Origin of the sequence: Acinetobacter sp. 226, from assembly GCF_048147925.1 — a bacterium.
Taxonomy (GTDB): Bacteria; Pseudomonadota; Gammaproteobacteria; order Pseudomonadales; family Moraxellaceae; genus Acinetobacter; species Acinetobacter pecorum.
In genome coordinates, this window is the sequence record NZ_JAYWYX010000001.1 from 43,213 (window position 1) to 68,695 (window position 25,483).

The window sequence follows — 25,483 nt, forward strand, 5'->3', positions numbered from 1 at the left end:
TCATTTTATGATTAATTAATTTCGCAATACGGAATTAAATATTTTAAATGCAATTTGATTATTCATTTCAATGAATAATCACCATAAGGCAGAACTTAAAAGTAATTTACGAAATCAAATTTTCCAGCAATGAGAGGATTTTGATTTTGCGTAAAGCGTGAAAAATCGAATGTAGCCTGATAATAAATGCAGCGGCTGTTGTGTTTAGAGCAAGTCTGTTAAATCAGGAAAACTATGTTTCCGTGAGGAAGAAAAATGGATTTAGCGGTAGCAGAGGAAATGCTACTTTGAATATATAGAGGATATAAGAATGACAAGCGATACCATCGTAACAGGAGACAATAAAACCGATGTCTCCTCCACGGATACCATCAAACAGGCACCAAAACGTCTATGGATGACGGCTTTTGTCTTTGCTTTTCTGATTTTGCTCTGTGACGGTGCAGATATCGGGATTCTGGCTTTTAGTCTGACCAGTCTTAAAGCGGAATGGGGCCTAACTTCTGTACAGGCGGGGGCCTTGGGAAGTTATTCTCTTTTAGGTATGGGGATTGGAGGCTTTATTGGTGGATGGGCATGCGACAAATTTGGACGTGTCCGCGTCATTGTACTGGCAACCATCGCCTTCTCGATCTTGTCTGCCTACTCAGGTTTTGCGCAGTCTTATACTGAATTTGCAATGTTACGTACTCTGTCCTGCTTAGGTCTGGGCTGCTTGTATATTGCCTGTAATACCTTGATGTCTGAATATGTGCCTACCAAATACCGTACCACAGTGCTGGCAACATTGATGACCGGCTTCACTCTGGGTTCTCTGGTGATTACCATGCTTTCAGGCTGGATTATTCCTGAGTTCGGCTGGCGTATGCTGTATTGGATTACGATTGCACCTTTAGCACTCGGTATCCTCATGCACTTTATAGTGCCTGAACCAGAATCGTGGAAACGTGTTCGGGAAATGAAAAGAACTGGCCAGATCGTGGATAATAATGCGAAAAAAGGCAATCCATATATCACCATTTTAAAAGATAAAACCCACGGCAGAATGTTTATCTTATGGTCATTCAGCTCAGGTTTTCTCTTATTCGGTTATTTCGGTGTAAGTAACTGGCTGCCAAGTTATCTGGAAGCTGAATTAGGTATCAAATTCAAGGAAATGGCGATCTATATGATTGGTACTTTCTTGACCATGATATTCGCCAAAATCATTGCGGGCTATGTTGCTGACAAGATCGGCCGTCGTATCGTGTTTGCTTTCGGCACCATGGGAACTGCGCTGTTCATTCCGGTCGTGGTCTACATGCACACTCCAGATAACATCGGTGTACTGATGCTGATCTTTGGTTTCCTGTACGGCATTCCATATGCCATTAATGCAACCTATTTAACTGAAAGCTTCCCGACTGCAGTTCGTGGAACAGCCGTGGGTGGTGCATTCAATATTGGCCGGATCGGTGCCATTTTTGCCCCGATTACCATTGGCTATCTGGCCATGCATGGCTCAATTGGAACTGGCTTGATGGTGATGGGCGCTGCCTACTTCTTCTGCGGCTTAATTCCGGCCCTGTTTATTAAAGACCGTTTATACGATCCGCAAAAAGCAGAATAAATACTCTCCGGAAGACAGTACAACTTGCTGTCTTCCTCTTTCTCCAATTATTGACCACACGTATAGAAAGGTTTCCTTTCATTCAGGATTAAAAGTTTCTTTAGGGATTAAGAAATGAAAAAATTAGTTTTAGCCACATTGTGCGGTATCGCATCAGGAACTGTACTTTCAGCAGAAGTATCGGAAGATCGTATCCAGTTTCTAGAAGCACAGCTCAAACAGATTCAGTCTGAACTGGAACAGCAAAAACAGTCACAGCTTGCTTTGAAAGTACAGCAGGAACAGTCTAAAGTAGCAGACTCCAAAAGTTTAAGTAGCATGATGGACAATGTGGATGTGTATGGAATGATCCGTCTGGATGGCGCGATTGATTTTAAAAGTACGCCAGAAACCCGTGGCCGAACCATTAACCAGATCAATAAAGTGCCTTTTACTGAACCTGATTCAGTCCGTTCCGATTTCACTGCAGCTGCCAGCCGTATTGGTTTCCTAGCCAAAGATCTGGGAGGTAATCCGAATATTTCCGCACGTCTGGAAGCCGATTTCTGGACCAATAATGGCAAAGGTGATGGTGGCCTCCGTATCCGTCATGCATATTTTAAATATTATAACTGGACTTTTGGTCAGGCCTGGTCACTCATGTCTACGCCGGAAATTAGCACCGATGCGGTAGACTATAGTTTATTGCTCGGTGGTTCGATCCTGCGTACTCCCCAGGTCAGTTATGCGTTTAAGCTTGATCCGGAAAATACCTGGAATATTGGCCTGGAATATATGGCCGGTGGTGATCGCTCCTCTGCCTTACCTGCTTTAACCACCAAATTTGTACATCAATCCGGTCCGGTACATCTGTTAGCTCAAGGCTTTATCAATGAAAAGCAGGCGCAAACCGCGACAGGTGATATCGAGAAAATTGGCTGGGGGGTTGGTGCTGGTGGACGTTATCGTTTTGATGATAGAAACTCTATTCAGGGCAACTATTTCCATATAGTGGGCGATCAGCGTATTGCTGCCTTTTTAATTCAGGGTTCTACGGTTGACGGCGCAGCTTGGGGTGGCGACTATTCGGTGGATACAACCAATAATGAACTTTTACTGAATGAGTTTAACAGTTTGAATATCGGATTTACGCATAAATTCACACCGAAATGGCGTAGCAGTATTGCAGCCAGTGTGGTCGATTTTGATGATTCTAGCGATTATGCCAAAGCCAATCCGGAAGCCAATAAGCGCTTAACCGACTATGTGGCTAACGTGATCTATTCTCCTGTTCCAAAGATTAATCTGGGTGCAGAATATCATCATGGCAAGCGTGAAACCTTTGACAATAAGGAAGCAGATATTTCGCGTATCAACCTCTCTGCCAACTATAGTTTTTAAGGCCTCAGGAGACAAGGATGTCAGCCCAAAGGCAAATTTCACGCCGTTTCATGTTCATGATGGCAATGACCTGCGCACTCTGCGCAGGTTGTAATTATTTTAACCAGCCCTTGATTTATTCTATTGCTGAGGATCTGCAGATCAGTGTAGCCCAGTCTGGCTGGACTGTGGTTTTAACCCAGATTGGCTATGCCACCGGGTTATTTTTGTTTGTCCCTCTCGGAGATTTGTTTGAAAAACGGCTGTACATCTGCAGTTTAATGTTCTGTACCGGACTGGCACTTATTGGGCTGTCAGCCAGTACCAATCTGCATATGTTGTATGGCTTTACTCTACTCGCCTCTTTTTGTTCGATTACCGCCCAGATTCTGATTCCTTTTGCCGCCAGCCTGTCGCAACGTGATAAAAGTGCCGAAGTCGTTGGCCTGCTCATGAGTGGTGTTCTGGTTGGTATTCTGTTTGCCCGTACCGTGGCCGGACTGATTTCTACTTTATGGTCCTGGCATGCGGTATACCTATTTAGTGGTTGTGCAATTCTTCTGCTAAGTCTGGCCATGTGGTTCCAGTTGCCGAGTGCCAAGAGCCAGTTGCAGATGAATATATTGCAAATTTATCGCTCACTATTTACCTTTGCCCGAACAGAACCCATGCTGATCCGGCGTAGTATGATCGGAGGTTTGGGTTTTGGCATGCTGAGTATTATCTTTACTACCATGACTTTTATTCTGGCTGAAGCACCGTATCATTTTAATGATTTCCAGATTGGTCTCATGGGTATTGTGGGTGTGGTCGGCATCTGGTCCTCTCAATGGACCGGTAAAATGATTGGCAGGCATCGGGAAAAATGGATTGCGCATCTGGCCACATGCGGACTGATTCTGGCCTGGATTCCCTTATTCTTTGCCCAGAATTATTTATGGATTTATATCCTGGGCTTGATTCTGGCTTATTTCGGAATTTCCTGCTTGCATGTCCTGAACCAGAATCTGGTCTATCGAATTTCAATGCAGGCTCGCTCACGGATTAATGCCATCTATATGACCTGTTATTTTTCGGGAGCCGGTCTGGGGGCATTTTTATCGCTGCATTTATGGAAAAGCTATGGCTGGTCTGCCTGTGTCATTTTAGGTTTTATTTTTGCCGTGTTGATCTTTGTGATTAACTATTATGATTTAAACCAAGAAAGAAATTTAGCCAATATTCAGCCTGAGCCTTAGATACTGTTAAAAACCTTTGGGGTTAAAAAGCTTATTTTTTATCCCGCTTTCTGTACCAAGTGCAAATTCTAAAGATGATACGTTCAAAAATAGAAAAATTCTTTAGACTTTTAACGTTTCCTTTCTCTCTGAAGAGCAGTTGAAAATATTGATATCTTAATTTTTTAGAGTTAATTCAATTTACTATTTTCCATTGCGAGATAAACAGATTTCAATTCAGTTAAAGGTGCAGGTTTTGCATAAAAGAAGCCTTGTAGCAAATCACAGCCCTGCTGATAGAGCAAACTGGCCTGACTTAAGGTTTCGACACCTTCTGCGACAACTTCCAAATCCAGCTGATGGGCTAGATGAATAATAGATTGCACAATTGCAGCATCCTGACCATCGAGGGTCAACTCTTCAATAAAACTACGGTCTAGCTTGATTTGATTGATTGGCAAGCGACGCAGATAACTGAGACTCGAATAACCTGTGCCAAAGTCATCAATGGCAACCTGTACACCTAAAGTACGCACCGCTTTTAAAATTTCTATGGTTCGGTCTGCACCATTAATGATGACACCTTCCGTAATTTCAATTTTAAGTAGTTCCGGCGGTAATTGGCTGAGTTGAAGCGCATGTTCAAGTACCTGTAAAAAGCCTGCTCTACGGAATTGTAGCGGAGAAATATTCACCGATACCGTGATCTGGCTATTATGTTTCTTGTTCCAGTGCGCAATATCTAAACAGGCCTTTTCCAGCACCCACTGGCCTACACTAATAATCTGCCCGGTTCTTTCTGCAAGAGGGATAAAAATTGCTGGGGAAATATAACCCTGTTGCGGATGACACCAACGGATTAAGGCTTCCACACCTATTACATGTCCAGTTTCAGGATGAACCAGCGGCTGATAGAACAGGTCGAAATTTTCCTGATTGATCGCTTCCATGAGTTCCAGACGCAGATTGGTATAATCTATTTCTGCGACAGGCTGCATTTTGTTTTTTTCATACCACTGCCAGATATTACGCCCCTGTCTTTTGGCTTCCTGCATTGCCAAAACAGACTGATAGATCAGTTCAGATGAATGCTGGATTGAGCTGTCATCCGCCACAATACCAATACTGGCACTTAAATGTATTTTGTACTGATCAATAACAAAAAGTATGGAAAGAAGCTCAAGAATTTCTCCAGCGATCGCCTCCACTTCAGATGACTCATATATTCCTGAAAGCAGTAAGATAAACTCATCTTCAGCAAAGCGGCATAGTACGTTATCGTCTTGAATAAATTTTTGCAGCCGCTCACCCACACTTTTAAGAATCTGATCCCCCACCAGATGACCCAAGCTGTCATTAATATTTTTAAAGTCATCCAGGTCTATATATAGCAGCACCAAAGGTTCTGAACTCTCATGCTGTACTTCAAAAATATTTTCCAGAATTTGCTTAAATGCATGCTGGTTCGGCAAACCGGTTAAATAATCATGGGTATGCTGATGCCGGATATATTCTTCGTGAATAAGTTGCTGGGTAATATCTTCCTGAATTCCTAGAAAATGGGTACAGGTTCCAGTCTGATCAAAAATAGGACCTAGGGTTAAACGGTTCCAGAACCAGCTGCCATCTTTACAGTAACTTTTTATGGTGACCTGAATTTCTTTTTGTTTTTTAACTGCTTGCTTGAGTAATGAAATTTGATCCGGATCAGTATCTGGACCCTGCAAGAAAAAACAGCCTTGCCCTAAAACTTCTGTTTCTGTATAGCCTGTGAGCTTGAGAAAAGCCGGGTTCACATATACCATTAACCTTTCTTCTGAAACATCGGTAATAAAAAGACTATTCGGACTGGCTTCTACTCCCCGTTTTAATAAACGCAAATCCTCCTTGTTTTTACGGGATAAAGTAATATCCCGCGCAATGCCAATAACGCCGGTAACTTTCTGATTTTGTATAATCGGTAAATTGGTCAAATCCAGCCATAAAATATCTCCAGTAACATTATAGATTGGAAGCTCAAAATGTTGAGATTTACCTTGCAGCGTTTCTATAAATGAAAAGTTGGCCAGCTCATGAAATTCGGGCGGTATGAAGGCACAATAGTGCTGACCATGAATTTGCGCTTTAGAAAAACCTGTAATTTCTTCGCAAGCAATATTGGTATTAAGCACATGTCCCTGCAGGTCAAGTTCAAAAATAATATCTGGATGATAGGTATAAAATGAGCTGTATTTTTCATTAAGCTCATGTCTTTTTTGACGTTCCTGATCAAGCTCAATTGCGAGAGCAACTAATTTTGCCGCTTGCTGTAAAAGCTGAATATGATGTTCAGTCGGTATTTTCGGTGTTCGATAATAAGTAGCAAACGTTCCGTACAAAATATCTGAAGCATTAATAATCGGCATAGACCAGCAGCTAGACAATTTTTCTGCATTTACCAAAGCACGGTAAGACTGCCAGTTTGGGTCTTTCATTAAATTCGGACTAATGACCAACTGACGTAAGAAAGCAGCTACGCCACACGATCCTTGATTTGGCCCAATTTTCAAATCTTGAATAGCATTACAGTACTCTTTTGAAAAGTGCTGTTTGCCACTTATAACATTTAAAGTTTGGGTGTCATCCTGATAGAGCATAATGGTGACAAGCGCATCTGGAATGCGCGATTCAAGCCACTGGCTAATGACATCGAGGATAGGCTTAAGTTCAGTATGGCGACCAATCAGATTAAAAATATGAAAAATTTCTTGATCATCACAATTATTATTCATTCAGACTATCACCTTCCTTAGCTTGTTAACATTTTAGACTTATTATTAAAATAATCATTAGCAAAAGTTTGTATTTATATCTTTAAAATGCGGAAATATGGTCAATATTACGTGTATTTGATAATAATTCTAAAATTTAAAAATCACAGCCGAAGCTGTGATCTAAAACTATACTTTTACTCAATCAGAATATTGCGGACTTATTTTTAGGCTGCTTGTTGACGACTGTCCACTAATTTACAGCCAGTCTGCCGTTGCAATTCTTCAAAACTTAAGCCATCCACTATTTCAATAACCTGAGCCTGGTTGTCTTTTAATTCAATCACACAGAGATCGGTATAAATGCGGTTGACACACTGCTTACCTGTTAGAGGATAAGTTAGTTCTTCAACGATTTTTGCTTCACCGTTTTTGGTCATATGCTCCATACAGACATAGACACATCGAGCACCCACGGCCAGATCCATTGCCCCACCTACAGCAGGTACAGCATCAGCATTACCGGTATGCCAGTTCGCCAAATCACCATTAATAGCAACCTGAAAAGCACCCATGATACAGATATCCAGATGCCCGCCTCGCATGATATCGAAAGAGTCCGCAGAATTCATAAAACTGCCACCTTGTAGCATGCTTACGAGTTCTTTACCGGCGTTAATCAGGTCATCATCTGCCTGTTCAGGATCATTCAAGGCAGCAAAACCTAAAACGCCATTTTCCGAGTGCAGAATTACTCCTTGTTCAGGTTTTAAATAACCAGCCACGCGTGTCGGTAAACCAATACCCAAATTCACAAAAGAGCCAGCTGGAATGTCTTGCACCACTTTAGCCACAATCTGTTCACGGCTACGTTTTTGAATATTCATCATTTAATATCTCCAACCTTGACCACATGCTGTACAAAAATTCCTGGCGTTACAATAATCTCTGGATCAAGCTCTCCCAGTTCCACAATCTGATGCACTTGTGCAATGGTGGTTTTTGCTGCTTTGGCCATGATCGGACCAAAATTCCGTGCTGCCTTACGGTAGGTTAAGTTGCCCCACTGATCTGCCTGATTGGCATACACAAAGGCATAATCAGCGTGAATCGGATATTCGAGCACATAATCTTTTCCATTGATATTTCGGGTTTCTTTACCTTCAGCAATTTTGGTACCAAAACCGGTTGGAGTAAAAACAGCTCCTAAGCCAGCACCGGCTGCCTGAATGCGGCAGGCCAGATTGCCTTGTGGCACCAGTTCCAGTTCAACTTTTCCTGCCTTGTACAGGTCTTCAAAGACGGTTGAGTTATTGGCCCGCGGGAATGAACAGATCATTTTTTTAACCAGTCCAGACAACAGCAGATTGGTTAACCCACGATCTCCAGAAGCAGCATTGTTGTTAATAATAGTTAAGTCTCGAGGACCCAGATCAATTAATGCTTCGATTAATTCTACCGGCTGACCTGCCAGGCCAAAACCACTGGTCATAATGTGTGCACCATCAGGAATTTGCTTGAGTACTGTCTCGATATCCTGTGTGATTTTATTCATCATATTGCTTCCTAGCATGTTCTATCTATATTGCAAGTGCAGATTAATCTGCCTTTTGCGGATCAAATAAGCGGTCTTTAATAAAGAAAGCGGGTATCAGGCCACAAAGAAAATAGGCAATCCCCATAATCAGTAAGCCCGTACCAATTGAGCCTCCTTGAGCAAAATAGCCAATAGTAAGAGGTGCAAATACAGCACCCAGTCGGCCGACGTTATAGGCACCACCCACTGCTGTTCCACGCACTTTGGTGGAGAAGCTTTCTGTCATGTAAGTCGCATTAATACCGTATGGAATACCATAGAGAAAACCAAAAAATAACATCAGCCAGAGAATGTTATCCGGCGTATTACCAAAGACAATCACAGGGATAAAAATCGCAGTACCCATGGTGCCGAAAGCAAATACCGCACGACGGCCAATCTGGTCAGCGATAAAACCGGCAATGACTTTGGTACACATCATGATCAGGAAAGTTCCGATCATATACATGGTCATTTCTTTAAACTTGATTCCCAGATCGGTCTCTAAATAGGCCGGTAGCCAGTTGCTGACTCCATAATAGCCAAACTGTAAAAATGCGGTACTGAAGGACCAGAGGATAAACATGCGACGGCTAAGTGCATCTTCAAAAATCATTTTGAAAGTGTTCTTGGGCTTTTCCTGCACAATGCCACTGGCTTTTGCATCCAGGCGTGCTTTACGCGCATCTAACCAGGCTTTCGGTTCAGGCACCAAGAAGTACATCGCGAAGGCCAGTACAATTGGAATAATGGCAATATAATAGAGGTATCGCCAGCCAAATTCAGGCAATAGCCATCCAGCCAGAACAGTTGCGACCACCGAGCCTAAAGTCCAGCCAGTCATAAGCGTTGCCAATACTGTAGAGCGATATTTGGTGGGTACATACTCTGCCATGAGTGTGTTACAGGCAATATATAGAGCACCTAGTCCAATCGCAGACGTAAAGCGCAGCCATTTGAACTGATCATAACTTTCTACGAATCCTAACCAGAAGGTTAATGAAGAAAATAATGCAATGGCAATGACGATCACACGAACCCGGCCAAAACGGTCACAAGCCCAGCCACCAAAAAAACCGCCGATAGCCATCCCTGCAAGCGTCCAGCTTCCCAAGGCACCGGCCTGCATATTACTTAATGAAAATTCTTGTTTCAGACTGGTCAGACTGTAGGCTAATAATGCAATGTCAGCACCATCAACCAGTAATGCCAAAAATGAGAAAATAAAGGCCAGAATCCAGACTCTTTGCTTGGGTTCGTTTCCACCTTCCACTGGGTGTTGTTGTGAACTGATCGTATCCATAATGCTCTTTCTACTTTTCGGCACTCCTGTGCCTTTTAAAAATCAATATTTCACTTAATTATTTAATTGAAATATATAATATTTATTGATCATTATCACGCTTTAACAAAGTGATATAAAAATGCTTTTCAAGTTTTTTAAAAGTTGAATACGGTGAAATCACATAGCAATACATTGAAAGATATGATTAAGCACAATTCTTAAACCCGTAAAACAATCTAGCCAGCAATGCTGGCTAGAGGGAGATCTCAGGTTTAGTTGCAAAAGGCTGCAATTCCGGTTTGTGCACGACCTAAAATCAAGGCATGTACATCGTGGGTACCTTCATAGGTATTTACCACTTCCAGATTAACCAGATGACGGGCTACACCGAATTCATCGCTAATGCCATTTCCACCCATCATGTCACGGGCCAAACGGGCAATATCCAGTGCCTTGCCGCAGTTATTCCGCTTAATTAAAGACGTACCTTCAACTGATGCAATGCCTTCATCCTTCATGCGGCCAAAACGTAAAGCCACCTGTAAGCCAAGAGCAATTTCAGTTTGCATGTCTGCCAGTTTTTTCTGGATCAGCTGATTCGCAGCGAGTGGTCGGCCAAACTGTTTACGATCCATGGTGTATTGATGTGCGGTATGCCAGCAGAATTCTGCAGCTCCCATCGCACCCCATGCAATCCCGTAACGCGCACTGTTCAAGCAGGTAAAAGGCCCTTTTAAACCACGAACTTCCGGAAATGCATTTTCTTCTGGAACAAAGACGTTATCCATCACAATTTCACCGGTGATTGAGGCACGTAGACCCACCTTGCCGTGAATCGCTGGAGCAGAAAGCCCTTCCCAGCCTTTTTCTAGAATAAAGCCGCGAATGTCACCGACATTACCTTCAGCAGAAACTTCTTTGGCCCAAACTACAAATACATCGGCAATCGGACTATTGGTAATCCACATTTTTGCGCCTGTTAAAAGATAACCGCCCTCAACTTTTTTGGCACGTGTAATCATGCTGCCCGGATCGGAACCATGATCCGGTTCAGTCAAGCCGAAGCAGCCAATATATTCCCCGGTTGCTAATTTTGGTAAATACTTCTGCTTTTGCTCTTCAGAACCAAATTCATTAATGGGTACCATCACCAGAGAGCTTTGTACGCTGGCCATTGAACGGTAACCTGAATCGACACGTTCAACTTCACGGGCAATGAGACCATAACTGACATAATTTAAACCTGCACCGCCGTACTGTTCCGGAATGGTTGGGCCAAGCAAGCCGAGTTCACCCATTTCACGGAAAATAGCCGGATCGGTTTTTTCATGACGGAACTGTTCCAGTACACGCGGCATCAGTTTGTCTTGACAGTACGCTGCCGCTGCATCGCGAATCATGCGCTCTTCTGATGTCAGTTGCTGTTCGATTAAAAACGGGTCTTGCCAATCAAATCTAATTTTTGTCGTCATTTTAATATTTCCTTATTTTAAAATTATGAGACTAGGCAGTTGCTTGTTTAATCATTTCACGCGCAATAATAATTTGCTGGATTTGTGTGGTTCCTTCATATAAACGGAACAGACGCACATCACGGTAGAAACGTTCAATTGAATATTCACTGATATAACCCGCTCCGCCATGAATCTGCAAACAGCGATCAGCTATTCGGCCACACATTTCGGTTGCAAACATTTTGGCACAAGAGGCTTCAATCGTAACATTTTGACCCGCATCACGCAGACGCGCAGCATCCAGCACCATACATTTGGCTGCATAAATTTCGGCCTTAGAGTCTGCCAACATCCCCTGGATCAGCTGGAAATTCGCAATGGGCTGACCAAACTGTTTGCGTTCCACTGCATAGTTAAGTGCGTCTTCCAGCATACGCTCTGCCATGCCAACGCTATAACCGGCAATGTGCAGACGGCCCTTATCCAGTACACGCATTGCTGTTTTAAAGCCGATCCCTTCTACACCACCAATCAGTTGATCTTTATGCACTTTACAGTTATCAAAAATTACATCACAGGTATAGGAACCATGTTGGCCCATTTTCTTGTCAATTTTACCCAGGCTTAAACCAGGTGTGCCTGCTTCAACTAGAAATGCTGAAATAGCACCAGCACCTTTAATCTCTTGATTGGTACGTGCCATCACGGTAAATGTCGTAGCTCGTGGGGCATTGGTGATGAAGCGTTTAGTTCCGTTTAAAATATAATAATCGCCGTCTTTGACTGCACTGGTTTTTAAAGCAGCAGCGTCTGATCCTGAATCAGGTTCGGTCAAACAGAATGAACCAATAATTTCGCCGGTTGCATAACGCGGTAAATATTTCTGTTTTTGTTCTTCTGTACCGTCGATAATGATGCCACTTGAGCCAATGCCGTTGTTAGTACCAATTAAAGAGCGGAAGGCAGCCGATGTCTGGCCCAACTCCATCGCGACCAGAATTTCTTCTTCCATGGTAATGCCTAAACCGCCATATTCTTCTGGAATCGTCAGGCCAAACAAACCCAACTCTTTCATCTGTTCCACAATATGTTCGGGAATGGCATTGTTCTCTTCTACTTCATGCTCGAGAGGCACCAGTTCATTTTTTACAAAATTTCGAATCGTCGACAGAAGCTGGTCTAACATTTCTGGATCACGAATCATATAAATCTCCATGGATATAATTTAGGTAAATTCCTTTACCATTATTTTTGTTTCGCAATACGAAATAAATAATCATATAAAATCATTTTTAGCAAGAAAAATTACCAAAATTTTTATTTTTATCTTGAAAATGAAATTTTTCTGGCATTTGAGTTCAGTTGTGTTTAAGATTTAATTTCACAATGCGAAATATTTCCAGTGAAGAATCGTTGTTTCTATCAACTTTGTTGAAGATAAGGCTGCATCTTTCTTCTTGAGGTAATGCTTCTTAATTATTGCTATTGTGGGGGAAAATCGAAATTTTGAATGACTTTCATTAACCTGAAAACCAGATGATTGTATGTTGTCTTGAAGCTTGGATAACCACATTCTTTCCGTTCACAAATAATTTAGGTACTTTTTTCTACATTTTATCTTTTGTATAAGTGTTTTATTTTGTATCGTGAAATTATATTGTTATCATATTTACTAATTTAACCTTAATTGCCTTGAACATGACAAAAAATAAAACTGGTGAAATTCCCAATTTTGATGAAATCCGTTTAGACCCGATTTCACATATTCATAGAGAAAACAATCCTCAATTTATTGCGTCTATTGCGCGTGGATTGGAAATCTTGCGCTGCTTTTCTTCAACTAATCAATTACTTGGAAATCAGGAAATTGCACAATTAACCAACTTGCCTAAGCCGACTGTAGCGCGTATTACCAGTACCCTGGTTTCTTTAGGTTATTTAAAACAATTGCCTAATACCACAAAATATTTACTAGATGTGGGTGTATTGGCTTTGGGCTATGCAGCTCTGAGTAATATTTCTGCGCGGACTCAGGCTTATCCATTTATGGAAGAAATGTCGCGTTATTCTCAAGCTCCTGTGGCAATGGCTACACGTGACCGTTTGAGCATGATTTATCTGGAAGTGGTACATACAGAATCGACGCTGACCATGCGCCGCCCTGTCGGTTCTACCTTACCGATTCATAGCAGTGCCATGGGACGTGCCTGTCTGGCAGCAATGGATGTAAAAGAACGCAAATATTTATTTGATGCGATCAAAAAAAGAAATGAAGACCAGTGGCCAACCATTAAGCGTAATCTGGAACGTGCAATCCGTGATTATCAGGATTATGGCTACTGTCTGTCTTTAGGTGACTGGGCTAAGGATGTGAATTCCGTGGCAGTTCCACTGGTTCACCCTAAACACGGAATACTAACGTTTAACTGTGGGGCTCCAAGTTATCTGTTAAATCAGGAAAAACTGGAAAATGAAATTGGACCGCGTCTGATTCATATGGTGAACAATATTGCAATGAATCTCAACAACATATAAAAAATTAATCATCAGAGCGACATTCAGTCGCTCTTTTTATGAATACCCAGTCTATACATCTTCTTCTTACTTTACCCAGAATTTGCCGCAAACCTTTTTAATGCTGTGAAATAGATAAGATTTAAAAAAAAGATAAAGTCCTATTTCAAATAAAAAGATCAAGAATAAGCTTCATAACCGATTTAGATAATGCTATATATATCGCTATACGAAATTGGATTTTATATTATGGAAGATATAACAAGAGAATCGATGGAGTTTGACGTCGTCATCGTAGGCGCAGGCCCTGCGGGTCTTTCTGCTGCGATCAAAATCCGTCAACTTGCAATTGAAAACAACTTAAACGATCTGTCCGTTTGTGTCGTAGAAAAAGGCTCCGAAGTCGGTGCACATATTCTGTCTGGTGCTGTGCTTGAACCACGTGCCATGAACGAATTGTTCCCGGACTGGAAAGAACAGGGTGCCCCGCTGAATGTCCCGGTGACTGAAGATAAAACCTTCTTCCTGCTGTCAGATGAAAAATCACAGGAAGCACCCCACTGGATGGTGCCTAAAACCATGCATAATGATGGCAACTATGTCATCTCGCTCGGCAACGTGGTGCGCTGGTTAGGCCAGAAAGCCGAAGAACTGGAAGTATCAATCTTCCCGGGCTTTGCAGCTTCTGAAATTCTTTATCATGAAGATGGCACGGTAAAAGGCATCCAGACCGGTGATATGGGTATTGGTAAAGATGGTGAACCGACACATAACTTTACTCCGGGTTATGAACTGCACGCTAAATACACGTTATTTGCTGAAGGTTGCCGTGGTCATTTAGGCAAGCGCCTGATCCAGAAGTTCAACCTGGACAAGGACGCCGATCCGCAGCATTACGGCATCGGGATTAAAGAGCTGTGGGAAATTGATCCAGCCAAGCACAAACCGGGTCTGGTGATGCATGGTGCCGGCTGGCCACTCAATGAAACCGGTTCTTCAGGTGGCTGGTGGCTATACCACGCCGAGAACAACCAGGTGACCCTGGGCATGATCGTGGATCTTTCTTATGAAAACCCGCATATGTATCCGTTCATGGAAATGCAACGCTGGAAAACCCATCCGCTGATCAAGCAGTATCTCGAAGGTGGCAAGCGCATTTCTTATGGTGCCCGTGCCGTGACCAAAGGTGGTTTTAACTCGCTGCCGAAATTTACTTTCCCGGGCGGTTCTTTAATTGGGGATGATGCCGGCTTCCTGAACTTCGCCAAGATCAAGGGTTCTCATACAGCAATGAAATCCGGCATGCTCTGCGGTGAAGCGGTATTTGAAGCCATTGCTGCGGGTGTAGAAAAAGGCGGTGATCTGGCGGTTGCACGTGTTGTAGAGGGTGAAGATTTCTTTGTTAAGGAACTGACTGCTTATACCGACAAGTTCAACCATAGCTGGCTGAAAGAAGAGCTGTACAGCTCGCGTAACTTCGGTCCTGCCATGCACAAGTTCGGTCAATGGATGGGAGGTGCATTCAACTTCATCGACCAGAACGTGTTTAAAGTGCCGTTCACCCTGCATGATCTGCTGCCTGACTTCAAGGCATTAAAAACTGTCGATGCAGTGAACTTCAAGCCGACCTATCCAAAACCGGATGGCAAGCTGACGTTTGACCGCCTGTCTTCGGTATTTGTATCGAACACGGTCCATGAAGAAAACCAGCCTTCGCATTTGAAACTGACTGACCCGTCCATTCCGGTTGAAGTGAACCTGCCGAAATGGGATGAGCCTGCACAGCGTTACTGCCCGGCGGGGGTGTATGAAATCATGGAAAATAATGACGGTTCCAAGCGTTTCCAGATCAATGCAGCCAACTGTGTGCACTGCAAGACCTGTGACATCAAGGATCCTTCCCAGAACATCACCTGGGTGACACCGGAAGGTGGTGGTGGTCCGAATTACCCGAATATGTAAGGTAATTCTTGTGAATGTGAGAAATAAATTTATTTCTCACATTCATATACCCAATCTTGAAGCAGTTAGTATTAACACTTCACTTTAATTTTTTAGGTAATTCCAGTTCCCTCGGGAGCTGGAATTAATAAGTTAGAATAGAAATAATAGAAAAGATTGCATATAGGATCAGAGATAAAAATGGCCTACTCGAAACCGAGTAAGCCATTTTTAAGATTTAAAACAAATGACGAAAAATTTTAGTCATTCATCTATGGATTATTGCTGAGCCACAAACTTGGCACGCGCTGCATGCAATTTCTTATAGCTGTCAATTAAACGTAGATGACGATCCAGCCCTTCAAGCTGCATGTTGGTTTCGGTCAAACCATAGAAACGAACTGTTCCTTCGATTGAATCTAGAACGGCATCCATACGGGCATCACCAAACATACGACGGAAGTTGTGTTCATAATCTTCCAGTTCCATTTCATCATCCAGAATGACTTCCAGAACGACATTCATGCACTGGTAGAACAGGCCACGTTCAACGGTATTGGTATTGAACTGCAAGAACTGCTCAACCAGATCTTTGGCTTCTTCAAATTGCTGCAAAGCCACATAAATCAGCAGTTTCAGTTCCAGAATCGTCAGTTGGCCCCATTCAGTATTTTCATCGAACTCGATACCGATCAAGGTTTTGATCTCGGTATAGTCATCCTCATCTGCTTCTTCCAGACGCTCAACCAGTGCTTCCAGTTGTTCATCATCCAGACGGTGCAGATTCAGGATATCTTCACGATATAACAAAGCCTTGTTGGTATTGTCCCAAACCAGATCTTCTACCAGATAAATTTCTGAATAGCCCGGTACCAGAATACGGCAAGCTGTTGCACCTAGATGCTGATACACCGCCATATAAACTTCATGGCCCATGTCTTCCAGAATCGTGAATAATTCCTGAGCTTCATCCGCATTCGAATTTTGACCGTTATTAGTGAAATCCCACTCGACAAAATCATAATCTGATTTCGCGCTGAAGAAACGCCAAGACACTACACCGCTTGAGTCGATGAAATGCTCAACAAAGTTATTCGGTTCAGTTACTGCATTGCTGCTAAAGGTTGGTTTTGGCAGATCATTCAGGCCTTCAAAACTACGGCCTTGCAATAACTCGGTCAGACTGCGTTCTAATGCCACTTCAAAGTTAGGATGGGCACCGAATGAGGCAAATACACCGCCGGTACGCGGGTTCATCAAGGTGACACACATGACCGGGAACTGGCCGCCTAATGAGGCATCTTTGACCAGAACCGGGAAGCCCTGTTCTTCCAGACCTTTAATACCTTCAATAATTTTCGGATATTTTGCCAGAACATGTTCAGGCACATCCGGAAGTGCGAGTTCACCTTCCAGAATTTCACGTTTTACCGCACGTTCGAAAATTTCAGAAAGACATTGTACTTGCGCTTCAGCCAAGGTATTGCCGGCACTCATCCCGTTACTTAAGTAAAGGTTTTCGATCAGATTGGACGGGAAATAAACGGTTTCACCATCAGACTGACGTACAAATGGCAATGAACAGATGCCACGAGCCTTATTGCCCGAGTTGGTATCATAAAGATGGGTACCCAATAACTCATCTTCTGGATCATAAATTTCACGGGTATGTTCATCCAAAACTTCTGCAGGTAGTTCGCCATTCGGACCTGGCTGGAACCACTTTTCATCTGGATAATGCACAAATTCTGCATTGGCAATATCTTCACCCCAGAACTGGTCGTTATAGAAGAAGTTACAGTTCAGACGCTCAATAAATTCACCCAAAGCAGATGCCAGCGCACTTTCTTTGGTCGAGCCCTTACCGTTGGTAAAGCACATTGGCGACTGCGCATCACGAATATGCAATGACCAGACATTCGGCACGATATTACGCCAAGACGCAATTTCAATCTTCATGCCGAGGCCTGCCAGAATGGCAGACATATTGGCAATGGTTTCTTCCAGCGGAAGGTCTTTACCCGGAATGAAAGTCGTATGATCAGAAGCCAGACTTGGCATTAACAAGGCCTGAGCATCTGCATCGATACTCTCTACTTCTTCAATAACAAATTCAGGACCGGTTTGAATTACTTTCTTGACGGTACAACGGTCTATCGAACGTAAAATTCCTTGGCGGTCTTTTTCAGAAATATCAACCGGCAGTTCCACCTGAATTTTAAAAATCTGTTTATAGCGGTTTTCAGGATCAACAATATTGTTTTGCGAAAGGCGGATATTATCGGTTGGAATGTCACGTGCTGCGCAATAGACTTTGACAAAATAAGCCGCACAAAGTGCCGACGACGCCAGAAAATAATCGAATGGGCCGGGTGCCGAACCATCGCCTTTATAGCGGATCGGCTGATCGGCAATCACCGTGAAGTCATCGAACTTGGCTTCCTGGCGTAGATTATCGAGATAATTGACCTTAATTTCCATGTGGATACCTAAATATTCTTATGTGCCGTCACGGACAGATAAGATGCTGAATCTGAATACAAGCCGGTTCACGGAGGAGAACTTGAATGAAAAATAGAAAATGGTCAGGTTATACCATTTGACTAAGTGTCTGGATAACGCTGCCGAGAATGGGCGCTATTATAGAATTATTTTATGAAATTGATAATGTTTGTCTGAAATTCTGGCAGATTAAACCAGACCCTCAGTCTTTCCCGAGCTACCGGAGCATGAATCTACTTCAAGTCATGGCTTATACTATTAATCAAAATTGCAGATAAGGCAGATTTTCACCCGCCTAATCTGAATGATTTCATAATTTTAAAAATCATAACTCAGCGCAAATACTGCAAGATTACGCTGCTTGTCATCATAGCGGTCATAACCGCCAAAGATATATTCACCTGACACACTCAACTGCGGTAAAAGCGCATAACTGAGTCCGGCAGAAGCATAACGAAAGGCAAACTGCTTTTCGGTATCGCCCAGTTCACCGCCCTCATATTTGCCTTCATCGTTAAAATAGCTTCCTGCTGCCGTAACACTGGCATTCAGGCGATCATTCAATTGATGGCTCAGGTTAAGTGTATAAAAGGTATCGCCCTGATTGGCATAAGCCACATCATACAGATAGGTCGATATGCTGGCCCCGATACTGGTCTGATCATTCAACGCACGACTGACATTTAAACCCAGCTCATTTCCGGTAGTATGCTTGCCGCCCGGATAATAATAGGTTGCGTTCCATAGATCCCAATCATAATTTTTGCTGCTATGGGTATAACCCAGCAGAAAGTCATGCTCGAATTTGTCTGAGCGATGTCCCGGACGCCCCTGCACTTCTGCATAAGAGTATCCAAGCGTAGATCCCCAATATCCGACATAAAAATTGCCATAAGCCAGATTCAATGCAGCCTGTACAGCAACGTCATCATTTTCAGGTGCATTGGTCAAACCGCGGGAGATATATTTGGATACCACACTCAAGTTTCCGCTTGCTTCTATTTGTTTTACTTCTGCATCATCGGCATAACAGTAAAGACTTGAAACAGCAGCACAGCCAAACAGCACTGTTTGATTGAATATTTTCATAAAATATAAATTGTATTAAGCAAAGCCGGAGATAAAACGAAAGCAGTCGAGGTTTTATCTCCGTTTTTGGGAAAAAATTGAAATTCGTTTTACTCCTGCTTTGCCAGATGACAGGAATAAAACCATGATTTAAGCGCGAGGCGCCTTGTAAAAAGGTGCCGATGAAGGCGCAAGAGCAGGTTTGCCACGAATATGGTCTGCCAGTTTTTCAGCGATCATAATCGTAGTTGCATTGAGGTTGCCGGTAATGATCAAAGGCATTATCGAGGCATCAATCACACGCAACCCCTGCATTTCATGTACGCGTCCATAACCATCGACAACCGCCATGTCATCCTCACCCATTTTACAGCTACACGATGGATGATACGCGGTTTCTGCATGATTACGAACAAATTCATCAATTTCAGCATCTGTTTGTAGATGTTTTCCTGGACTGATTTCTTCACCACGATAGGGATCTAATGCCGGCTGATGCATGATTTCCCGGGTAATACGGATGGCATCGCGGAATTCACGCCAGTCCTGCTCAGTACTCATATAGTTGAACAGAATACTTGGATGCTCAAACGGGTCTTTGGATTTCAGACGGACACGGCCACGTGACGGTGAACGCATAGAGCCCACATGAGCCTGGAAGCCATGTTCATGAATGGCATTGGTGCCATTATAATTAATCGCCACAGGCAGGAAATGATACTGGATATTAGGCCATTCAAATTCGTCTGAAGAGCGGATAAAACCACCGGCTTCAAACTGGTTGCTGGCCCCAATACCTTTTCCTAAAAATAACCATTCAGCGCCAATCATTGGCTGGTTATACCACTTGAGTGCCGGATATAAGCTGACAGGTTTTTTGCACTTATATTGCAGGTACATTTCCAGATGGTCCTGCAGGTTTTCACCCACGCCTGGCAAATCCTGAACCACAGGAATATCCAGACTTTTTAACAGTTCAGCCGGACCCACACCGGAGCGTTGCAGGATTTGCGGCGAGGCAATTGCACCTGCACATAGCAATACTTCACGATCTGCAAAGACCTGAATCGGCTGTAAGGTATTTTGTCCTTCAAAATATTCCACACCAATCGCCTGATTACGATTAAACAGAATCCGGTTGGTCATGGCGTGGGTAATAATTATGAGATTATCCCGGCCTTTGGCCATATCGAGATAACCGCGTGCTGTACTGGAACGACGGCCTTGCGGCGTTACGGTACGGTCCATCGGCCCGAAACCTTCCTGCTGATAGCCATTCAGGTCATCAGTACGTGAATAGCCGGCCTGTACACCTGCCTCGACCATGGCATGGAACAGTTCATTATTGCCATTTTTCGGTGTTGCGACCGAAACCGGTCCAGAATCACCATGATAATCATTGCCGCCAATATCGCGCGTTTCAGCTTTTTTATAATACGGCAGACATTCGGCATAGCTCCAGTGTTCTAGCCCCTTAAGGCTGGCCCACTGTTCAAGATCCATAGCATTACCACGAATGTAACACATGCCGTTAATTAACGAAGAACCGCCCAGACCTTTTCCGCGCCCGCACTCCATACGACGATTATTCATATGAGGTTCGGGGTCGGTCAGATAGGCCCAGTTATAGCGTCGTCCATGTAGGGGATAAGCCAACGCAGCTGGCATTTGTGTTCTGAAATCTAGACGGTAATCCGGTCCACCCGCTTCTAGCAGCAGGACTTTCACATCCGGATCTTCAGTTAAACGCACTGCGAGCACATTTCCTGCCGAACCTGCACCAATAATTATATAATCGTAATTCATCCAATCCTCCCTTATGCGCTAAATACAGACTGGAAAGGACTTAGTTCGACCTGAACTGACTTGGTCTGGGTATATTGCTGTAGCGTGACAATACCGTTTTCGCGACCGACACCTGAATGTTTATAGCCACCAACTGGCATTTCTGCCGGTGATTCGCCCCAGGTATTAATCCAGCAAATACCGGCTTCGATTTGATGAATAATACGATGCGCACGTGCCAGATTCGGCGTCACGACACCAGCTGCCAGACCATACTCGGTGTCATTGGCTCGACGAATCGCCTCTTCTTCTGAGTCATAACTCAGAATACTCATGACTGGACCAAAGATTTCTTCACGAACAATCGTCATGTCGTCACGACAATCGGTAAATACCGTTGGTAGCACATAAGCGCCTTGCGCAAACTGCTCATCTTCAGCACGGCCACCACCACACAATAAGCGTGCACCTTCGATCTTGCCCTTTTCAATATAGCTCAATACTTTTTCCATATGAGAGAAGCTGGACACTGGACCAAAATTGGTCTCAGGATCAAGTGGATCCCCCATACGGATATAAGGAATACGCTGCAAAATCTTTTCTTCGAATTCGGCTTTCAAGGCTAAAGGTACAAATATGCGGGTACCATTGGTACAGACCTGACCGGAACTGTAGAAGTTGGCCATCATGGCAATATCTGCCGCCAGATCCAGATCGGCATCTTCACAGATAATCAGCGGGGATTTTCCGCCCAGCTCCATAGTCACTTCTTTCAGGCTGGAATTCGCAGCTTGGGCCATGACTTTTTTGCCGGTTGCGACACCACCGGTAAATGAAACTTTGGCTATGTCCGGATGTGAAGTCAGATAGCCACCAATTTCACCACTACCGGTCACCACATTAAATACGCCATGCGGCACACCTGCTTTAGTATAAATTTCTGCCAGTTTTAATGCAGTTAAAGGCGTTACTTCACTGGCTTTAAAGATCATGGCATTGCCTGCTGCCAGTGCAGGTGCCGATTTCCATAAGGCGATTTGAATCGGGTAATTCCATGCACCAATCCCGGCAACCACACCTAAAGGTTCACGGCGGGTATAGACAAACGAACTGCTTCTGAGCGGGATTTGCTGGCCTTCTAATGCTGGTAAAATACCTGCATAGTATTCGAGTACATCTGCACCTGTCGCAATATCGACGGTGGATGTTTCACTGAAAGCTTTACCACTGTCGAGGCTTTCTAAACGCGCCAGCTCGTCATTACGTTCACGGAGGATGGCAACCGCCTTGTTCAAAATACGGGAACGTTGAATCGCCGTCATTTCTGCCCAGACCTTTTGTCCTTTCTGTGCCGATTCAACAGCGCGATCGATATCTTTTCGCGTACACACTTGCACGTCTGCCAGAACTTCGCCTGTTGCAGGATTAATCGTTTGAAACGTGCTATTGGACGTTGCATCGACATACTGTCCATGAATATAAGGACGTTGCAGTTTGAATGTTGTCAATGGATTTCCTCGCAGGTGGGTTATTTGAGTTGTTGCCGGATATATTCACTACACAGTTCAATCGGCAGTTCTGGATCAATTTCGCCACTTACCAAAGCACCTCTTAGCCAGAATCCGTCAATCAATGCTGCCAGACCTTGAGCGGCTTTCTCTGCCTGGTCTTTACTCAACTTTTTCATGAATTCATATTTGAGATTGGAATGTAAACGGTAATGATTGATCTGCTGTAAACGGTGTAATTCAGGTTGGTGCAAACTGCTAGCCCAGAATGCCAACCAGACTTTCATGGCTGCCTTGTCTGTTTGTGGAGCAGCAAAATTACCACGTACGATCGCCAGTAAGCGTTGTTCCGGTATGTCATCAACCTGCATCTTTATCTGTGCAACAGATGTACCTAATTGCTGCAACAAGTAACGCATCGTGGCTTCAATCAAGCCATTTTTACCTTGAAAATAATGACTTATGATACCGGTTGAGACACCTGCCCTTTGAGCAATCTGACTGATTGAAGCTTCTGCAAAACCCAGCTCATTGACTGCAGCTAAGGTGGCGTCGATAAGTTGCTGACGGCGGATCGGTTGCATACCAACTTTGGGCATAGGTCTAACCTGAATAACGGATATAACAATAGAAAGTTACTTTGCTAGATAAATAGCAGAATGATGTAACAATTAATAAACGCTTTTTTAATTGAACGTTCAATTAATAAAAATTATAGTGCCAGCTCACCCTTGATGTACAGCGCAGTTTGTTTTGGATTTGCAAAAGTTTGTAATTCACGAAAACAGGGAAGCTTTATGGCATGTTTTTACTTTTAAATCACACTGCACTGTAAATCATCCGGCAACAAAACGATGGTCATGGATTTATGCAAAAGAAAAATGAAGAGATGCAAGATGGTCTGAATAAAGTAGTATTTTATTTTTCGGCGACACTTATTCTGCTGTTTTCTATCATTACCATTTTATTTAATGAACAAGCCAATCAAGTCATTATTAATATTTTAAACTGGGTCAGTCGTACCTTTAGCTGGTATTACCTGCTGGCGGCAACGCTGTATCTGGTTTTTATCGTTTTTATCGCCTGTTCCCGTTATGGCGAGATTAAATTAGGTCCCAAACATTCCAAGCCAGAATTTAGCCTGCTGAGTTGGTCGGCGATGCTATTTTCTGCCGGGATCGGGATTGACCTGATGTTCTTCTCGGTGGCGGAACCGCTTTCCCACTATATGAATCCGCCTGTAGGCGAAGGCGAAACTTTTGAAGCTGCGCGCCAGTCCATGGTGTGGACCCTGTTTCACTACGGTTTAACCGGCTGGAGTATGTACGCGCTGATTGGGGTCGCTCTAGGTTATTTCAGTTATCGCTATAATTTACCGCTCACCATCCGATCAGCACTCTATCCTATTTTTGGAAAAAGAATTAATGGTCCAATTGGCCATACGGTTGATACGGCTGCGGTACTCGGCACGATTTTCGGGATTGCCACCACCTGCGGGATTGGCGTTGTGCAATTAAATTACGGCCTGCATGTGCTGTTTGGTTTACCGGAAAATATCTGGATTCAAACTGCACTCATCGCCGTTGCTGTGATTATTACTATTATTTCAGTGACTGCCGGTGTCAATAAAGGCATCCGGATCCTGTCTGAAATTAATATCTATGTGTCAATTGGGCTGCTGCTATTCATTCTGTTTGTAGGCAATACCGAGTTTTTATTAGCCGCCTTGATTCAAAATTTTGGTGACTATATCAGTCAGTTCCCGAAGCTTTCTTTAACGAGTTTTCCTTTTGAACAACCGAAAGAGTGGATGAATAGCTGGACCCTGTTCTTCTGGGCATGGTGGATCGCCTGGTCGCCTTTTGTTGGTCTGTTCCTGGCCCGTATTTCCCGTGGTCGTACCATTCGCGAATTTGTCACCGGGACTTTGGTTATTCCTCTGTTATTTACCCTGACCTGGTTGTCTATTTTCGGTAACAGTGCTTTATACAGCGTGATTTTTGATGGTAATACTCAACTTGCTACGACAGTTTTAGAAAATCCGGCACATGGTTTTTATGATTTGCTGGCGCAGTATCCAGGCTTTACCTTTACTGCAGGTGTCGCCACTATTACCGGCTTGCTGTTCTATGTGACCTCAGCGGATTCAGGGGCACTGGTATTGGGAAATTTCACGACCAAATTCACTAATATTGAGCATGATTCACCACGCTGGCTCAGTGTGTTCTGGGCCATTGCCATCGGTTTGCTGACTTTGGCAATGCTCATGGCGAATGGCGTTACAGCATTACAGAACACCACGATTATTATGGGTCTGCCTTTTAGTTTCGTCATTTTCTTTGTGATGGCGGGACTCTATAAGTCCTTGCGTCTGGAGGATTTTCGTCAGGCCAGTACCAGCCTGAATGCGGCACCTGTGGTCGGTAATGTGGATATCTTGAACTGGAAGAAGCGTCTGAGCCGGGTCATGCTGCATCCAAGCCTGTCCCAGACCCGGACCATGCTGGACAATGTCTGCAAGCCGGCCATTGAGGCCGTTGCAACCGAGTTAATTGACAAAGGTATTCAAGTTAATATTCAGGAAAAATCGCTTGAAGAAGAACCTGAACTGTATCACTTGGATCTAACCATTCAGCTCGATGAAGAAGAAAACTTTGTCTACGAAATATGGCCGGTACGCTATGACACGCCAAATTTCAGTTCACGTGGTAAACGAACCAAACGTTATTATTATCGTCTGGAAAGTTATCTGTTTGAAGGCTCTCAGGGCAACGATCTGGTCGGTTATAGCAAGGAACAGGTGATCAATGACATCCTGGATAAATATGAACGCCATATGATGTATCTGCATATTAACCGGATCAGCCCAGGTAAACGTCCGCTGTTCCCGGATCGTGAAATCTAGGATTACTCAA

General features: G+C 43.6%; 17 protein-coding genes. 6 read left to right on the top strand and 11 right to left on the bottom strand.

Annotated features, from left to right (window positions below):
* The first annotated feature begins 310 nt into the window (after positions 1-310).
* The 3 genes from VXP95_RS00190 to VXP95_RS00200 all read left to right on the top strand — a co-directional run bounded on the left by VXP95_RS00190 (position 311) and on the right by VXP95_RS00200 (position 4,206).
* Complete coding sequence (locus VXP95_RS00190; RefSeq protein WP_416711101.1) at positions 311-1,609, top strand: MFS transporter; 1,299 nt, start codon at positions 311-313, stop codon at positions 1,607-1,609.
* Positions 1,610-1,723: 114 nt separating this feature from the next.
* Complete coding sequence (locus VXP95_RS00195; RefSeq protein WP_416711103.1) at positions 1,724-2,989, top strand: DcaP family trimeric outer membrane transporter; 1,266 nt, start codon at positions 1,724-1,726, stop codon at positions 2,987-2,989.
* A gap of 17 nt (positions 2,990-3,006) precedes the next feature.
* Entirely contained in the window at positions 3,007-4,206 is a 1,200-nt protein-coding gene (locus tag VXP95_RS00200) for an MFS transporter (RefSeq protein ID WP_416711105.1), read from the top strand.
* Positions 4,207-4,376: 170 nt separating this feature from the next.
* Here the strand turns inward: VXP95_RS00200 and VXP95_RS00205 are convergent, their stop codons facing one another.
* The 6 genes from VXP95_RS00205 to VXP95_RS00230 all read right to left on the bottom strand — a co-directional run bounded on the left by VXP95_RS00205 (position 4,377) and on the right by VXP95_RS00230 (position 12,454).
* Positions 4,377-6,956: an EAL domain-containing protein gene (locus VXP95_RS00205; RefSeq protein WP_416711107.1), complete on the bottom strand. Its 2,580-nt coding sequence runs from the start codon at positions 6,954-6,956 to the stop codon at positions 4,377-4,379.
* 206 nt (positions 6,957-7,162) lie between these two features.
* Positions 7,163-7,822, bottom strand: coding sequence for a 3-oxoacid CoA-transferase subunit B (locus VXP95_RS00210; RefSeq protein WP_416711184.1), 660 nt, complete (start codon positions 7,820-7,822; stop codon positions 7,163-7,165).
* Positions 7,822-8,493 carry a 3-oxoacid CoA-transferase subunit A gene (locus VXP95_RS00215; protein WP_086044821.1) on the bottom strand — a complete coding sequence of 224 codons (672 nt, stop codon included), beginning with the start codon at positions 8,491-8,493 and terminating at the stop codon, positions 7,822-7,824. The genes VXP95_RS00210 and VXP95_RS00215 overlap by 1 nt, the downstream gene beginning before the upstream one ends.
* A gap of 40 nt (positions 8,494-8,533) precedes the next feature.
* A complete protein-coding gene (locus VXP95_RS00220) occupies positions 8,534-9,814 on the bottom strand; it encodes an MFS transporter (protein WP_416711108.1) in 1,281 nt (426 codons plus the stop codon).
* Positions 9,815-10,068: 254 nt separating this feature from the next.
* Complete coding sequence (locus VXP95_RS00225; protein WP_416711110.1) at positions 10,069-11,268, bottom strand: acyl-CoA dehydrogenase; 1,200 nt, start codon at positions 11,266-11,268, stop codon at positions 10,069-10,071.
* A gap of 31 nt (positions 11,269-11,299) precedes the next feature.
* A complete protein-coding gene (locus VXP95_RS00230) occupies positions 11,300-12,454 on the bottom strand; it encodes an acyl-CoA dehydrogenase family protein (RefSeq protein ID WP_416711112.1) in 1,155 nt (384 codons plus the stop codon).
* 494 nt (positions 12,455-12,948) lie between these two features.
* Between VXP95_RS00230 and VXP95_RS00235 the strand changes: the two genes are divergently transcribed.
* Together VXP95_RS00235 and VXP95_RS00240 are read left to right on the top strand one after the other, a co-directional pair.
* Positions 12,949-13,785, top strand: coding sequence for an IclR family transcriptional regulator (locus VXP95_RS00235; RefSeq protein WP_416711113.1), 837 nt, complete (start codon positions 12,949-12,951; stop codon positions 13,783-13,785).
* Between the two features lie 228 nt (positions 13,786-14,013).
* Positions 14,014-15,726 carry a 4Fe-4S dicluster domain-containing protein gene (locus tag VXP95_RS00240; protein ID WP_416680186.1) on the top strand — a complete coding sequence of 571 codons (1,713 nt, stop codon included), beginning with the start codon at positions 14,014-14,016 and terminating at the stop codon, positions 15,724-15,726.
* A 258-nt stretch (positions 15,727-15,984) separates the two neighbouring features.
* Here VXP95_RS00240 and VXP95_RS00245 read toward each other — a convergent pair whose 3' ends face one another.
* The 5 genes from VXP95_RS00245 to betI all read right to left on the bottom strand — a co-directional run bounded on the left by VXP95_RS00245 (position 15,985) and on the right by betI (position 23,167).
* Positions 15,985-18,186 carry an OsmC domain/YcaO domain-containing protein gene (locus tag VXP95_RS00245; protein WP_416711115.1) on the bottom strand — a complete coding sequence of 734 codons (2,202 nt, stop codon included), beginning with the start codon at positions 18,184-18,186 and terminating at the stop codon, positions 15,985-15,987.
* A gap of 339 nt (positions 18,187-18,525) precedes the next feature.
* Positions 18,526-19,296: a hypothetical protein gene (locus VXP95_RS00250; protein WP_416711116.1), complete on the bottom strand. Its 771-nt coding sequence runs from the start codon at positions 19,294-19,296 to the stop codon at positions 18,526-18,528.
* Between the two features lie 129 nt (positions 19,297-19,425).
* A complete protein-coding gene (gene betA / locus VXP95_RS00255; RefSeq protein ID WP_416711118.1) occupies positions 19,426-21,081 on the bottom strand; it encodes a choline dehydrogenase in 1,656 nt (551 codons plus the stop codon).
* An 11-nt stretch (positions 21,082-21,092) separates the two neighbouring features.
* Positions 21,093-22,568 carry a betaine-aldehyde dehydrogenase gene (betB, locus tag VXP95_RS00260; protein WP_416711120.1) on the bottom strand — a complete coding sequence of 492 codons (1,476 nt, stop codon included), beginning with the start codon at positions 22,566-22,568 and terminating at the stop codon, positions 21,093-21,095.
* A 20-nt stretch (positions 22,569-22,588) separates the two neighbouring features.
* Positions 22,589-23,167, bottom strand: coding sequence for a transcriptional regulator BetI (gene betI / locus VXP95_RS00265; RefSeq protein WP_416680196.1), 579 nt, complete (start codon positions 23,165-23,167; stop codon positions 22,589-22,591).
* A gap of 269 nt (positions 23,168-23,436) precedes the next feature.
* Here betI and VXP95_RS00270 point away from each other — a divergent pair, with 269 nt between their 5' ends.
* Positions 23,437-25,473, top strand: a complete 2,037-nt coding sequence (locus VXP95_RS00270) for a choline transporter (protein WP_416705615.1) — start codon at positions 23,437-23,439, stop codon at positions 25,471-25,473.
* The last annotated feature ends 10 nt before the right edge of the window (positions 25,474-25,483 follow it).